The organism is Aquabacterium sp. T101, assembly GCF_057219775.1.
In genome coordinates, this window is the sequence record NZ_JBXVVZ010000001.1 from 1,045,496 (window position 1) to 1,059,755 (window position 14,260).

The window sequence follows — 14,260 nt, forward strand, 5'->3', positions numbered from 1 at the left end:
GCGCACCGAGGCCGCGCCGCGCGCGGGCGACCCTCAGGTGACGATGCGCACCGGCGGCCGCTCGGGCTCCGGCTCGGCGTCGAAGCGGTCGAAGCCGCAGTAGCAGACGAAGTGGCGCTGGCTGGCGCGCCCGAACAGCGTCATGCCCAGCTTGCCGGCCAGTTCGTAGCCCATCTGGGTGACGCCGTTGCGCGAGATGACGATCGGCACGCCGAGCTGCGCCGCCTTGGTGACCATCTCGCTGGTCAGGCGGCCCGTGGTGTAGAACACCTTGTCGCCGCCCTGGCCCAGTGGCGCATCGCCGTGCATCCACATCCAGCCGGCGATGGTGTCGATCGCGTTGTGGCGGCCCACGTCTTCCACGAAGGTGAGCATCTCGGTGCCGCGGAACAGCGCGCAGCCATGCACCGAGCCGGCGCGGCGATGGATGCTGTCCACCTTGCGCATCGCCTCGTTGAGCGCCTGCAGCGTGCTCTGGCGGATGCGCGCCTGCGACGGCGGCGGCAGCTTCACCCGGTCGATCTGCTCCATCAGGTTGCCGAACATGGTGCCCTGCCCGCAGCCGGTGGTGACGATGCGGCGCGCGGTGCGCGCCTCGAAGTCGGCGCCGCCGTTGCGGGTGCGCACGGCCGCGGCGCCGACGTCCCAGTCCACCGTGACCGACTCGATCTCGGCCAGCGACTCCACCAGCTGCTGGTTGCGCAGGTAGCCCAGCGTCAGCAGTTCGGGCGCGGCGCCGAGGGTCATCAGCGTGACGACCTCGCGCTTGTCGACATACAGCGTGAGCGGCCGCTCGGCCGGGATGTGGATCACGCGCCGCTGGCCGAATTCGTCCAGCACCTCGACGTCGCGCGTGAGCGACGCCTGCGCCCGCGTCAGGTGCGGGCGCGGCTGGTCGTCGCGAGGGTCGGGCAGCGGCAGCATGCGCAGGAGTCTACGCGGCGGCGCCGGCCGCGTCGGTGCTCAGGTCTTCTTGGCCGGCGCGGCGGCCGGGGCAGGTGCCGGGGCCGCAGCCGCCGCGGGCGCAGCCGGCGGCGGGTACACGAAGGGGCCCGGATCAGCGCAGGGCGCAGCCCCGGCCGACGGCTTGATGTCCTTGCCGGCCTTCTTGGCCTCGGCCTGGTAGCGCGCGGCCACCTTGTCCATCGACAGGCACAGCTTGTAGTTGTCCACCTTGCCGTTGTGCGCGGTCTTGGCGGCGGCCTCGGCCGCCTTGGCCTTGGCCTCGTCGGACAGCGGCGGCAGCTTGGCAGCGGCCACGCCGGCCACAGTGGCAAGGACGGACAGGATCAGCAGTCGCTTCATGTCGGCTCCGGAAAACGTGGTCGGGTCAGGCCTGGCGGGCCACCACCGGCGCGGCGGGCGTGCCCGCCGAACGCTGGGCCGGGATCCGGCCGGCCTGGATGTCGTTGGCCCACAGCTCGTGGTGCTCCTTGGCCCAGGCTTCGTCGACGTAACCCGTGCGCATCGCGTCGTAGGCGCCCTTCATGCCGAGGGTGCCCATGTAGATGTGACCGAGGAAGGCGCACATCATCAGCACGGCCGCACTGGCGTGGATCATGTGGGCGATCTGCATCTCGCCGCGGGTGTAGACGAAGCCCGGCACCAGCTTGTCGAGGAACAGGCCGGAGCCCACCACCACCAGGCCGAGGACGAACACGCCGGCCCAGAACAGCAGCTTCTCGCCCGCGTTGAAGCGGTGCGACGGCACCTCGTGGTCGCCGAACAGACCGCCCGCGCGGGCAAGCCAGGTCACGTCCTCGGAGCGCGGCAGGTTGTCGCGCACGAAGGTCACGATCACCACCACCAGCGACACCGCGAACAGCGGGCCGGCGAAGTTGTGCGCGGTCTTGAGCGCATAGCTCAGCCAGCCGAACAGCGTGGCCCCGATCACCGGCAGCAGGATGAACTTGCCGAAGGCCATCACGATGCCGGACACGGCCAGCACGACGAACGCGATGGCGTTGGTCCAGTGGGCGGCGCGCTCGAACGGCGTGAAGCGCTCGATGCGGCGGCCGGTGTCGGGCAGGTGGCCGCCCAGCGTGCCGCGGCGCCAGTAGAAGATGGCGATGGCCAGCACCACGATGGCCATCAGCGCGCCACCGTAGGGAATGATCACCTGGTTGCGCACCTGGCGCCAGGCCTCGCCGGCCGTGGTGAAGGTGGAGCCGGGATAGTCGACGAAGGGCTGGATCAGCATGCCCTTCTCGGCGCCGGGCAGGCTGGTGTAGCCCTGCTGGTCCTTCACGGCGCGCCAGAACGGCGCGTTGTTGCCCGGCTGGCTGCGGGCCCGCTCGGCATTGCTCTCGTCGGGCTTGGGCTCGGCCGGCGCGACGAAGCCGGCGGGCGGGCCGCCGGCGGGCGCGGAGGCGGGGGCCTGCGCCGACGCGGCCATCGGCCACGCGATCGCCAGCCCGGCCAGGGCGGCGAGGAACCTGTGCATCCAGCGCGGCATGGCGTCCCTTTCGACGGTGCTCACTGCGACTTGGTCTCGGCAGGCGCGGCAGCGCTGCGCGAATACTCGTTCTGGCCGCGCTCCGCCCGCGCCTTCATCTGGGCTTCCCAGCTGGCCTTGTCGCCGGTCTTCCAGCCGCCGGCGCTGTAGGCGGCGTTGCCGCCGCCCTCCCAGGCCTTGGCGTCCGCCTTCTTGACGCCGGCATCGGCGGTCTGGGCCTTGTCGCCGCAGCCGGCCACGCCCACGGCCACGCTGGCGGCCATCAGCAGGCCGAGGGTCGAGCGGGCGCTCACGACTTGGCTCCGGTGGGCTTGCCGTAGGCGGTGCCCCAGCCCCAGACCTCGCTGCCCTTGCCGCGCTGCAGCACCCGGGTGCGGAAGATGTCCGACACCACATCGCCGTCGCCGCCCAGCAGGGCCTTGGTCGAGCACATCTCGGCGCAGGCCGGCAGCTTGCCCTCGGCCAGGCGATTGCGGCCGTACTTCTCGTTCTCGGCGTCCGAGCCGTTGGCTTCCGGGCCGCCGGCGCAGAAGGTGCACTTGTCCATCTTGCCGCGCAGGCCGAAGGTGCCGTTGGTCGGGAACTGCGGCGCGCCGAACGGGCAGGCGTACGAGCAGTAGCCGCAGCCGATGCAGACGTCCTTGTCGTGCAGCACCACGCCCTCTTCAGTGCGGTAGAAGCAGTCCACGGGGCACACCGCCATGCACGGCGCGTCCGAGCAGTGCATGCAGGCCACCGAGATGCTGCGCTCGCCCGGCACACCGTCGTTGAGGGTGACGACCCGGCGGCGGTTCACGCCCCAGGGCACGTCGTGCTCGGCCTTGCAGGCCGTGACGCAGCCGTTGCACTCGATGCAGCGCTCGGCGTCGCAGAGAAATTTCATCCGTGCCATTGAATGCTCTCCTGTTTAGGCCGCACGCTCGATCTGGCAGACCGTCGTCTTGGTTTCCTGCATCATCGTGACGCTGTCGTAGCCGTAGGTCGTGGCAGTGTTCACCGCCTCGCCGCGCACCACCGGGGCCGCGCCTTGCGGGTAGTACGGCAGCATGTCCATGCCGCCCCAGCGTCCGCTGAAGTGGAAGGGCAGGAACACCGTGTCCTCGCCCACCCGCTCGGTGACCATCGCCTTGACGCGGATGCCCTTGAATTCGGGCACGGCCTGCATCGGCGGCGTCTTCACCCACACGTACTCGCCGTTGCGGATGCCGCGGTCGTTGGCGGCCTTCGGGTTGATCTCGACGAACATGTCCTGCTGCAGTTCGGCCAGCCAGGGGTTGGAGCGCGTCTCCTCGCCGCCGCCTTCGAACTCCACCAGGCGGCCGGAGGTCATCACCAGCGGGTAGCCCTTGCCGATGTCCTTGTTCTTCTCCTGCACCGACTTGAACAGCGTCGGCATGCGCCAGAACGCCTTGCGGTCGTCGTGCGTCGGGTACTTGGCCACCAGGTCCGGGCGGTTGCTGTACAGCGGTTCGCGGTGCTGGGGCACCGGGTCCGGGAAGTTCCAGACCACGGCCCGCGCCTTGGCATTGCCGAACGGATGGCAGCCGTGGTTCTTCATCGCCACGCGGATGATCGCGCCGGTGGGATCGGTCTTCCAGTTCTTGCCCTCGGCCTTCTTCTTCTCGTCCTCGGACAGCTCGTCCCACCAGCCCAGCTTCTTGAGCAGCAGGTGGTCGAACTCGGGATAGCCGGTGGTCAGGTCGGCGCCCTTGCTGTGCGAGCCGTCGCCGGCCAGCAGCGACTGTCCGTCACGCTCGACGCCGAAGTTGGCGCGGAAGTTGCCGCCGCCGTCCATCACGTGCTTGGACGTGTCGTACAGGTTCGGGCTGCCCGGGTGCTTGAGCTCGGGGGTGCCGTAGCACGGCCACGGCAGGCCGAAGTAGTCGCCGTCGAGCTTGTAGCCGGTTTCCTTGTCGATGCCGCCCTTGGCGCGCAGCGTCTTCACGTCGAAGACGTTCATGTTGCGCATGTGGGCCTTCAGGCGCTCCGGGCTCTGGCCCGTGTAGCCGATGGTCCAGACCGACTTGTTGATCTCGCGCAGGATGTCCTCGGGCACGGGCTCGTCCATGCCCCGCACCTTCTGCAGCTTGAAGTTCTTGACCAGCTCGGTGCCGAAGCCCAGCTTCTGCGCCAGCTGGTACATGATCATGTGGTCGGTGCGGCTGTCCCACAGCGGCTCCATGACCTTCTCGCGCCACTGGATCGAGCGGTTGCTCGCGGTGCACGAGCCGCTGGTCTCGAACTGCGTGGTCGCGGGCAGCAGGTAGACGGCGCGGTTGGGGTTGGCGTCGTCGGCCTTGCCCGGCATGGCCGCCATCGCGGCGGTGGCGCTGGGGAACGGGTCGATCACGACCAGCAGGTCCAGCTTGTCCATCGCCCGCTTCATCTCGAGACCGCGGGTCTGGGAGTTCGGCGCATGGCCCCAGAAGAACATGCCGCGCAGGTTGCTGTCCTGGTCGATCAGCTCGTTCTTCTCGAGCACGCCGTCGACCCAGCGCGACACCGTGATGCCCGGCTTGGTCATCATGCCCGGCGCGTACTGCTTCTTGATCCACTCGAAGTCCACGCCCCAGGTGCTGGCGAAGTGCTTGAAGGAACCTTCGGCCACGCCGTAGTAGCCCGGCAGCGAGTCGGGGTTGGGGCCGACGTCGGTGGCGCCCTGCACGTTGTCGTGGCCGCGGAAGATGTTCGCGCCGCCGCCGCTCTTGCCGATGTTGCCCAGCGCCAGCTGCAGGATGCACGACGCGCGCACCATCGCGTTGCCGATCGTGTGCTGGGTCTGGCCCATGCACCAGACGATCGTGCTGGGCCGGTTCTCGGCCATCAGCTTGGCCACCTTCAGGCAGGTGGCCTCGTCGACGCCGCAGGCCTCCTGGACCTTGTCCGGCGTCCACTTGGCGAGCACCTCCTCGCGCACCTTCTCCATGCCGAAGACGCGGTCCTCGATGTACTTCTTGTCTTCCCAGCCGTTCTTGAACACGTGGTACAGCACGCCGAACAGGAACGGGATGTCGGTGCCCGAGCGCAGCCGCACGTACTCGTCGGCCTTGGCCGCCGTGCGCGTGAAGCGCGGGTCGACCACGATCATCTTGCAGCCGTTCTCCTTGGCATGCAGCATGTGCAGCAGCGACACCGGGTGCGCCTCGGCCGCGTTGGAGCCGATGTACAACGCGCACTTGCTGTTCTGCATGTCGTTGTACGAATTGGTCATCGCGCCGTAGCCCCACGTGTTGGCCACGCCGGCCACGGTGGTGCTGTGGCAGATGCGCGCCTGGTGGTCGCAGTTGTTGCTGCCCCAGAGCGTCATCCACTTGCGCAGCAGGTACGCCTGCTCGTTGTTGTGCTTGGACGAGCCGACCACGAAGATCGAGTCCGGCCCGCTGGCCTTGCGCAACTCCAGCATCTTGGCACTGATCTCGTCCAGCGCCTGGTCCCAGCTGATCTTCTGGTACTTGCCGTTGACCAGCTTCATCGGGCTCTTGAGGCGGAACTCGCCATGCCCGTTCTCGCGCACCGCCGCGCCCTTGGCGCAGTGCGCGCCGAGGTTGATCGGCGAGTCGAACACCGGCTCCTGGCGCACCCAGACGCCGTTCTCGACCACGGCGTCGACCGCACAGCCGACCGAGCAGTGGCCGCACACGGTGCGCTTGACCTCGACCTTCTTCTCGCCGCCGGCCTTGGCGCCTTCGGCGGCCTGGGCCTTCTTGACGAGCGTGAGCTGCGACGCGGCCAGGCCGGCGCCCACGCCGAGGCCCGAGCGGCGCAGGAAGGCACGGCGGTCCATCGTGGGGATCGCGCGCGTGACGCCACGGGCCAGGCTGGCCACGAGGGCGGACGAGGACGCGCCACCGGCGGAAACGGTCTTGCGGGTCAGCAACATGGGAACTCCTCGAAACAGGGTCCGGAGGTCATCGGGATGGTAGGCAGCGACGGGCTAGATGCGCGTCGTGTCGTAGTACTGCTGGACGTGGGCGGTGAGCTGGTAGCCGCCGCCCTTCTCGGGCGCGGGCTTGGCGGCCTCGGCCGCGGGTGCCTGGGCGGTGCGCGACAGCGGCAGCACGGCCGCCGCGGCGGCCAGGGCCCCGACGGTGCCTCCGGCCGCGAACAGGCGGCGGCGGCCAAGCACGGACTTGTCTTTCGGGTCGCTCATCGAAGTCACCTCCAGGATGTAACAGGGGGTCGGCGACGCCCGCCAGGGCGCCACCCATGCACGCGCATGCATAGGACGTCCGTGATTACCCTTCAGCCACCGAGGGTCAACAATCAGGGGCAGTACCAGTCGGGTAACGACAAACTGTCGCAACCCGGGGCTGGCGGCCGCGGCGCCAGAATGCGCGCCATGACGAACTCCGCCGCCGCATGAACACGCCCCCGGCCCGACCGACCCCGGCCCCCGGCCCGTCCCCGGTGCCCGGCCCAGCAGCGGCCGCCGACGGCGAGCGCTGGCCGCTGGCTGCCGTGCTGATCGTGGACGACGAGCCGGGCATGCGCCACTTCCTGGAGCGCACCTTCGAGCCCCGCGTCGGCCACGTGGCCAGCGCCGACAGCGCCGAGGCCGCCGAGGCGCTGGTGCACCGCCACCGCTTCGACCTCGTGGTGCTGGACATCGCCCTGCCCGGCAAGAGCGGCCTGCAGTGGCTGCGCGAACTGCGCGAGGCCGGCGTCGGCAGCGAGGTGGTGCTGATCACCGCCTTTGCCGACCTCGACACCGCCATCGAGGCGCTGCGCGCCGGCGCCAGCGACTTCATCCTCAAGCCGTTCCGCGTCACCCAGGTGCTCAACGCGATGAAGCACGCGCTGGAGCGGGCGCGACTGAAGCGCGAGAACTGGGTGCTGCGGCGCGCGCTCTGGCAGCGCACCCCGCCCGCCGACGGCCTGGTCGGGCGCTCGCAGGCGATCCGCGAGCTGCGCGAGACGCTGCAGCGCGTGGCCGGCGTGGGCAGCAACGCGCTGCTGACCGGCGAGTCGGGCACCGGCAAGGAACTGGCGGCGCTGGCGCTGCACCGGCTCAGCGGCCGCGCCGGCCCGTTCGTGCCGGTCAACTGCGCCACGGCTTCCGGCGGGGCCATCGAGGCCGAGCTGTTCGGCACGCCGCCGGCACGCGGCGAGCGCGGCCGCGACGGCCTGTTCGTCTACGCCCAGGGCGGCACGGTGTTCCTCGACGAGGTGACCGAGCTGCCTGCGCCGGTGCAGGCCGCCCTGGTGCGGCTGCTGGACGACCGCCGCGTGCGCCCGGTCGGCGGCGAGCAGCAGATCCCGGTGGACGTGCGCGTGGTGGCCGCGAGCAGCCGCCACCTGCCCGACGCGGTGGCCGAGGGGCGGCTGCGGGCCGACCTGTACTACCGGCTGCAGGTGGTGGAGATCGCGCTGCCGCCGCTGCGATCGCACAAGGAGGACATCGCCGACCTGGTGGAGCACTTCATCGCCACGCTGGCGCCGCAGCTCGGCGTCGAGCCGATCGACGTCACGGTGGACGAGCTGGCCTACCTGACCCAGTACGACTGGCCCGGCAACGTGCGCGAACTGCGCAACCTGATCGAGCGCTCGCTGATCCTGGGCGCGCTCAACGTGTCGGCGCTGTACCAGGGCTATGCCCCCAAGGCCGCGCCCGACGCGGCGCGCACCGCGCTGCCCACCGACCTGCACACGCTGGAGAAGCTTCACATCACCGCGGTGCTCGACTCCGTGGGCGGCGACAAGACCAAGGCCGCCCGGCTGCTGGGCATCTCGCGCCGCACGCTCGAGCGGCGCGTGGCCGACTGGGCCGGCCGATGAACTGGTTCTCGCGGCTGCCCATCCGGGGCAAGCTGCTCGCGTTGGTGCTGCTGCCGCTGGCGGTGGCGCTGCCGCTGCTCAGCATCGGCCTGCTGGTCTGGCTCAATGCCGCCTTCGAAGGCCTGCTGATCGCCAAGATCCGGGCCGACCTGGCGGTGGCCAACGGCTACTTCGACCGCGTGCTGGGCGAGGTCGGCGGCAGCACCTTGGCCGCCGCCGAGTCGGCCGACATGGCGCGCCTGCGCGACGACCGCGGCCGACTCGCGGAATACCTGATCCGCCACAAGCGGCGCGAGCGGCTGGACTTCCTGGAACTGCGCGGCGTGGACGGCCGGGTAATCGCCAGCAGCGAAGGCTCGGCCGACGGCCCGATGCCGGCGCCGGCGGGTGCGATAGCGGACGCCGCGCGCACCAGCATCGAGCTGCTCGACCCGGCCGAGCTGGCCCGCCTGGCGCCGGCCCTCGCGGCCCGGGTGACGGTGCCGTTGGTGCCCACGCGCAACGCCGCGCCGACCGACCGCACGCAGGAGGACCGCGCCATGGTGGTGCTGTCCAGCGCCCCGCTGCGCGACGACGCCGGCCGCGTGCTCGGCGTGGTCAGCGGCGGGGTGCTGCTCAACCGCAACCTGGCGTTCATCGACCACATCAACGAGATCGTCTACCCGGCCGGCTCGCTGCCCTTCGGCAGCCGCGGCACGGCCACGCTGTTCCTCGACGACGTGCGCATCTCCACCAACGTGCGCCTGTTCGCCGGCGGCGACGGTGCCGACGGCAACCGGGCCATCGGCACGCGGGTCTCGCGCAGCGTGCGCGAGCAGGTGCTCGGCGCCGGCACCACCTGGCTCGGGCGCGCCTTCGTCGTCAACGACTGGTACGTGTCGGGCTACCAGCCGCTGGCCGACGGCGCCGGGCGGCGCGTGGGCATGCTCTACGTCGGCTACCTGGAGCAGCCGTTCACCTGGGTCAAGTACGGCATCCTGGGCGGCATCGGCGTGCTGCTGCTGGCCGTGATGGCCGGCGGCGCGGCCTGGTCGCTGCGGCTGGCGCGCAGCATCTTCGGCCCGCTCGAGCGCATCGCCGACACGATGCGCCGCGTCGAGGGCGGCGACATCGACGCGCGCTCGGGGCTGGCGGTGCCGCCGGGGAGCGCCGACGAGGTGGGCCGGCTGGCGGCGCACCTGGACCACCTGCTCGACACCATCGCGGCGCACACGCGCGAGCTCGACGCCAAGGTGGCCGAGCGCACGCGCGAGCTGGCCGACGCGCAGCAGCAGCTCGTGCGCTCGGAGAAGCTCGCGGCCATCGGCCAGCTCACCGCCAGCATCGCGCACGAGGTGAACAACCCGATCGCGGTGATCCAGGGCAATCTCGACCTGCTGCGCGAGCTGCTCGGCGCCGACGCCGGCAGGGTGCAGGCCGAGCTGCGGCTGCTCGACCAGCAGGTCGAGCGCATGCGGCTGATCGTGACCCAGCTGCTGCAGTTCGCCCGCCCCACCGAGTACGCCGGCTACGCCGAGCCGGTGGACACGGCGCGCGTGCTGGAGGACTGCCTCGTGCTGGTGGGGCACCTGCTGGCCAAGACGCGCATCGCGCTCGACCGGCGCCTGGCCGCGACCTGCCGGCCGGTGCTCAACCGGCAGGAGCTGCAGCAGGTGCTGGTGAACCTGCTCGTCAACGCCATCCACGCCATGCCCGACGGCGGCCGCCTGACGCTGGTCTCGCGCGACATCGGCGGGGGCGCGATGGAGATCGAGATCGTCGACACCGGCCCCGGGCTCGGCCCGGAACTGCTGCGCGAGCTGTTCAAGCCCTTCGTCACGCGCAAGAAGGACGGCACCGGCCTGGGCCTGTGGATCAGCCGCAGCATCGTCGAGCGCTACGGCGGCGAGCTGATCGCCGCCGACCGCGACGACGGCGAGCGCGGTGCGCGCTTCACGCTGCGGCTGCGCGCCTGAGCCGGCGCCGGCCGCCGGCGCGGCGTCACTCGAGCATGTCGAAGCCCTGCGTCTCCACCTCGATGAAGGCGCTCGTGAACGCCGCCACCTCGCGCCACAGCACGGCCCGCGGCTGTGCCTGCACCGCGTCGGCCAGGCGCTCGACCCAGGGCTGCAGGTGGGTGCGGAAGAAGCGCCGCTGCTGCTCCAGGTTGCACACCGTCACGTCGTCGCCGGCGATCAGGTAGCGCATCACCTCGAACAGGTAGGCGATGTGGTCCTCGGTCTCGCCGCGCGTCTCGTCGCGCGCCAGCCCCAGCGCGGACAGGTCGGTGCGCAGGTCGGCCAGAGGCTTCTCGTTGAGGAAGCCGGTGAGGTAGAACGACCCATACAGCAGCACCTCGGGCTTGCCGACGCCGCCGAACAGCGCGTCGTACTCGTCGGCGGCCGACTCGGCGCTGGCCGCGCGCATCGCCGCCACCAGCGACTGCCACGGCGCCTCGAGGAAGCCACCCGGCTGCGGCGCCTGCGTCACCGCGACGCGGAACTGCGTCAGCAGCTCGGCGTCGGGCGGCGCGATCCACAGCCGCGCCAGCAGGCCGTACAGCTCGGCACGGGCGATCTCCTCGCTGTCGCCGGCGGTGGCGAAGGACAGGGCGCGGACTTCGGCGGGCTTCATAGGTCCGTGATCTTCACTTCGTTGGGGTTGCTGAAGATGTCCACCACGCGGCAGTCGCCGCACATGCGCAGGCGCTGGGCGGCGTCGCCGGCGAAGGCGGCATGGCTGCCCACCTTGGCGATCATCGATTCGATCGCGCGCAGCGTGCCGAAGGGCTTGCCGCACTTGATGCAGTGGAAGGGTTCGCTCTCGTGCAGCACGCGCAGCGCCTTGCGCGCCTTGCCGCCGTCGGCCAGCCACAGGCGCGGCTCGAGCCGGATCGCGTCCTCGGGGCAGGTCTTCGCGCACAGGCCGCACTGGACGCAGTTCTTCTCGACGAAGCGCAGCTGCGGCTTGTCCGGGTTGTCGGCCAGCGCGGCCTCCGGGCAGGCGCCCACGCAGGACAGGCACAGCGTGCAGCGCTGCGCGTCCACCACCAGCGTGCCCAGCGGCGAGCCCGCGGCCGGCAGCGCGATGGCCTCGGGCAGTGCCGACGGGGCCTGCGCGGCGAGGTACTCCAGCGCCAGGTCGAGCGTGGCCCGCTTGTCGGCCTGCGGCGACAGGCTCGCCGCCTTGCCCACGCCCTGCGCCGGCGGCGCCTGCAGCGCGGCGTCGAGCGTGGCGAGGTCGCGTGCGTCGCGTGCCTGCAGCAGGCGCAGGTGCTCGCCCGCGTAGCCCATGCCGGTCAGCAGGGCCTGGCCGACGGCCATCTGCTCGGTCAGCGCCTGCAGGTACTGCGGCGCCTCCTCGTCGGTGGCCAGCACCCACACCTGGCTGGCGCCGAGCGCGATCGCGGCCAGCCAGAGGTCCAGGCCGACGCTGGCGGTGTGCCACAGCGGCACCGGGATCACGCGCGCCGGCACGCCGTGGACCGAGGTGTCGGTGCGCGCGGCGCGGCCGAGTTCGTCGACCAGCCGGGCGCCGGCGCCTTCGCTGTGCAGCAGCAGCACCGCGTCGCGGCCACCGGCCTGGCGGTAGGCCGCCAGCAGCGTGCGCAGGCGGCGGCCCTGGTCCACGGTGTTCGGCGTGGCGTAGGCCAGCGCACCGCTCGGGCACACCGTGGTGCAGGCGCCGCAGCCCACGCACAGGTGCGGCTCGACGACGATGCCGCCGCCCAGGCCGCCCGGCACCGGCACCGCGGGCGTGGCGCCGCGCACGCGCGAGCCGGCCTTGCCCTTGAGCGATGCGTCGCTGCGCACCGCGCCGGCGGAGCAGACGTCGATGCAGGCGGTGCAGCCGATCTTCTCGTTGCGGCTGTGCGCGCACAGCTTGGGCTTGTAGTGGAAGAACTTCGGCTTCTCGAACTCGCCCACCAGGTCGCGCAGCCTGAGCACCGCGTCCACCAGCTGGCGCTCGTCGCGCGCATGGAAGTAGCCCTGCGGCGGCGCGTGCTGCGTGAAGGCGGGCGCGGGGCGCAGGTCGAGCACCAGGTCGAAGCGCTCGCCCACCGTCTGCTCGGCGCGCGAGAAGTCGATCGCGCCGGCGGCGTCGCAGGCGGCCACGCAGTCGCGGTGGCTGCGGCAGCGAGACAGGTCGACGCGGTAGGAGAAGTCGATCGCGCCCTCGGGGCAGGCGGCGATGCAGGCATTGCAGCGCGTGCACAGGTCGAGGTCGATCGGGTTGCGCGCGGCCCAGGTGGCCTCGAACGCACCGAGCCAGCCGGTCAACCCGGTGAGCGAGCCGGTGTAGGTGGCCCGGTCGTGCCGCTGCGACAGCGCGCCGCCGCCGTCGACCAGCAGCGTGACGTCCAGGCCGGCGCCGAGCATGACGGCGGCCCGCTCGGCCGCGTCGGCCGGCCCCACCACGAGGCAGCGTCCCTGGCTGCGGTAGGTGACCGTGGACACCGGGTCCGGCGGGGGAAGCTGCGCCGCCGCGATCAGCGCGGCGAGCTTGGGCGTCGCGCCGCGGGCGTCGCGCGACCAGCCGCCGGTCTCGCGCACGTTGACGAAGCGGATCGGCCGCTCCTGCAGCTTGGGCGCGCCGACGGTCTCGTCGTTGAGTTCGAGGAACAGGCGGCTTTCCTGCGTGCAGCACACCAGCAGGTCGTCGCCGTCCTTGGCGGCGCGCTGGAACGCGCCCGCCTCGCGGCGACACAGCAGCGTGTAGGGCTGCTCGACGCCGTCAGCGCTGGCGCCCGGCGTCGCCGTCAGCGCCTTCGCCAGGGCCGGACGGTCCAGCGGCATCGTCCGGTTGCAGTCGCACAGCAGGGTCTGGGTCATTCGGAAGGGTCCCGGGGCTCGGTTCGTCGGCCGATGGTGCCGCCGCGGCGGCCGCCGCACCATCGGGATCGGCCCGCTCGCCGGCTGCGTCAGGCTGTCGCGGCCCGGTGCCGGCGCCGGCCGCGTCCTGGTCCTTCTCGTCGTCGAACAGGCCCAGGGCGTGCGACTGCACCATCTTGCGCAGCATCGACGCGGGGATCGGGTCGGGCTTGCCGTAGTCGTCGATATAAACGTCCAGGCCGTCCATCACGTTGTAGTGCGGGTCGGCGAACAGCTTCTTCAGCGCAGCGTTTCGCACCTGCGGGTCGACGTCGGGCGCGACGAAGCGGGTGACCTCGGCGCCGGGCTCGAGCCGGGCGGCGTCCTCCAGCGTGGGCGGCGCGGGCCGGGCCGGCGCCGCGTCGGGGCCGGCCGTCGGCGCCGTCGCAGTGGCCGGCGCGGCCGCGGCGGTCGTGGACAGGCCGGCGGCCGCGGGCACGGTCGGCACCGGTGCCGGGGCCGGCGGCGGCTCGGGCTGCACCTCGCGCCCTTCGCGCACCAGCGCCTTGCGGCGCGACCAGCGCGACAGGAAGGTCTCGCCGTCGCGCTCGCTCATCCGCGCTCTCCGGGCGGACGGAACGACGCCGGCCGCTTGCGCTGCTTGGGCTCGGGCCGGTAGTGCTCGTCGGTGTAGGCCTGCAGCCAGGCGCGCACGTCGGCCTGCACCGGCAGGTTGTCCACGCGCTCCTGCGCATCGAGCAGCCGGCCGGCCTCGTTGTAGGACAGCGTGACCAGCTCGGGCCAGGCGCGCGACGGGTCCTCGTCGGCGATGCGCCACATCACGAACCACACCGTCTGCGGCGACGTGAGGTTGAGCCAGTAGCCCTCGCCCTCGTCCGGGTAGAGGCCGACTTCCAGGCCCGGGTGCAGCGTGCGCGCCACCGTGCCGTCGTCGCGCAGCGTGCGCGGCGCGTCGCCGAAGCCGCCGTCGTCGGGCAGCACCTCGACGATCGAATGGCGCCAGTCCTCCCAGCGGCTGGGCGCCCGCACGCGTTCCATCACCACCGCCACGCGGACCGCGGCGCGCGCGGGGGAGCGGCCGGTCGCGCTCATTGGCATGCCCTTCGCCCTTCGGGCTGCGGGATGAGCGCTTGGGAGCGGCCCGTCGCGGTCATTGGCATACCCTTCGCCCTTCGGGCTGCGGGATGAGCGCTTGGGAGCGGCCCGTCGCGCTCATGGC

Annotated in this window: 13 protein-coding genes; 2 read left to right on the forward strand and 11 right to left on the reverse strand. The window is 71.8% G+C overall.

Annotated features, from left to right (window positions below; all coding sequences use genetic code 11):
• Positions 1–33: 33 nt before the first annotated feature.
• The 7 genes from AC2EAQ_RS04865 to AC2EAQ_RS04895 are packed head-to-tail and all read right to left on the reverse strand — an operon-like array spanning position 34 to position 6,605.
• Positions 34–924 carry a formate dehydrogenase accessory sulfurtransferase FdhD gene (locus AC2EAQ_RS04865; RefSeq protein ID WP_484640660.1) on the reverse strand — a complete coding sequence of 297 codons (891 nt, stop codon included), beginning with the start codon at positions 922–924 and terminating at the stop codon, positions 34–36.
• Positions 925–963: 39 nt separating this feature from the next.
• The gene (locus AC2EAQ_RS04870) at positions 964–1,305 is read right to left on the reverse strand and encodes a hypothetical protein (protein ID WP_484640662.1); all 342 of its coding nucleotides are present in this window, start codon (positions 1,303–1,305) and stop codon (positions 964–966) included.
• A 25-nt stretch (positions 1,306–1,330) separates the two neighbouring features.
• Positions 1,331–2,455 (reverse strand): formate dehydrogenase subunit gamma, encoded by a 1,125-nt coding sequence (locus AC2EAQ_RS04875; protein WP_484641163.1) that lies wholly within the window; start codon positions 2,453–2,455, stop codon positions 1,331–1,333.
• A gap of 20 nt (positions 2,456–2,475) precedes the next feature.
• Positions 2,476–2,748, reverse strand: a complete 273-nt coding sequence (locus AC2EAQ_RS04880) for a hypothetical protein (protein ID WP_484640663.1) — start codon at positions 2,746–2,748, stop codon at positions 2,476–2,478.
• Positions 2,745–3,347 (reverse strand): formate dehydrogenase FDH3 subunit beta, encoded by a 603-nt coding sequence (gene fdh3B, locus AC2EAQ_RS04885; protein ID WP_484640664.1) that lies wholly within the window; start codon positions 3,345–3,347, stop codon positions 2,745–2,747. Before fdh3B ends, AC2EAQ_RS04880 begins: the two co-directional genes overlap by 4 nt.
• Positions 3,348–3,362: 15 nt before the next feature.
• Entirely contained in the window at positions 3,363–6,335 is a 2,973-nt protein-coding gene (locus tag AC2EAQ_RS04890; protein WP_484640666.1) for a formate dehydrogenase subunit alpha, read from the reverse strand.
• Positions 6,336–6,389: 54 nt separating this feature from the next.
• Positions 6,390–6,605 carry a formate dehydrogenase gene (locus tag AC2EAQ_RS04895; RefSeq protein ID WP_484640667.1) on the reverse strand — a complete coding sequence of 72 codons (216 nt, stop codon included), beginning with the start codon at positions 6,603–6,605 and terminating at the stop codon, positions 6,390–6,392.
• A 209-nt stretch (positions 6,606–6,814) separates the two neighbouring features.
• Between AC2EAQ_RS04895 and AC2EAQ_RS04900 the strand changes: the two genes are divergently transcribed.
• Positions 6,815–8,230: a sigma-54-dependent transcriptional regulator gene (locus AC2EAQ_RS04900; RefSeq protein WP_484640669.1), complete on the forward strand. Its 1,416-nt coding sequence runs from the start codon at positions 6,815–6,817 to the stop codon at positions 8,228–8,230.
• Positions 8,227–10,185 carry a sensor histidine kinase gene (locus AC2EAQ_RS04905; RefSeq protein WP_484640670.1) on the forward strand — a complete coding sequence of 653 codons (1,959 nt, stop codon included), beginning with the start codon at positions 8,227–8,229 and terminating at the stop codon, positions 10,183–10,185. Before AC2EAQ_RS04900 ends, AC2EAQ_RS04905 begins: the two co-directional genes overlap by 4 nt.
• Positions 10,186–10,210: 25 nt before the next feature.
• Here the strand turns inward: AC2EAQ_RS04905 and AC2EAQ_RS04910 are convergent, their stop codons facing one another.
• Genes AC2EAQ_RS04910 through AC2EAQ_RS04925 form a run of 4 tightly spaced genes read right to left on the reverse strand, consistent with a single transcriptional unit; the run spans position 10,211 to position 14,139 of the window.
• On the reverse strand, positions 10,211–10,843 hold the full coding sequence (locus tag AC2EAQ_RS04910; RefSeq protein ID WP_484640671.1) for a TorD/DmsD family molecular chaperone: 633 nt from the start codon (positions 10,841–10,843) through the stop codon (positions 10,211–10,213).
• Positions 10,840–13,041 carry a 4Fe-4S dicluster domain-containing protein gene (locus tag AC2EAQ_RS04915; protein WP_484640673.1) on the reverse strand — a complete coding sequence of 734 codons (2,202 nt, stop codon included), beginning with the start codon at positions 13,039–13,041 and terminating at the stop codon, positions 10,840–10,842. Before AC2EAQ_RS04915 ends, AC2EAQ_RS04910 begins: the two co-directional genes overlap by 4 nt.
• Positions 12,944–13,636 carry a DUF3306 domain-containing protein gene (locus AC2EAQ_RS04920; protein WP_484640674.1) on the reverse strand — a complete coding sequence of 231 codons (693 nt, stop codon included), beginning with the start codon at positions 13,634–13,636 and terminating at the stop codon, positions 12,944–12,946. The genes AC2EAQ_RS04915 and AC2EAQ_RS04920 overlap by 98 nt, the downstream gene beginning before the upstream one ends.
• On the reverse strand, positions 13,633–14,139 hold the full coding sequence (locus tag AC2EAQ_RS04925) for a DUF3305 domain-containing protein (protein WP_484640675.1): 507 nt from the start codon (positions 14,137–14,139) through the stop codon (positions 13,633–13,635). The genes AC2EAQ_RS04920 and AC2EAQ_RS04925 overlap by 4 nt, the downstream gene beginning before the upstream one ends.
• Positions 14,140–14,260: the final 121 nt, after the last annotated feature.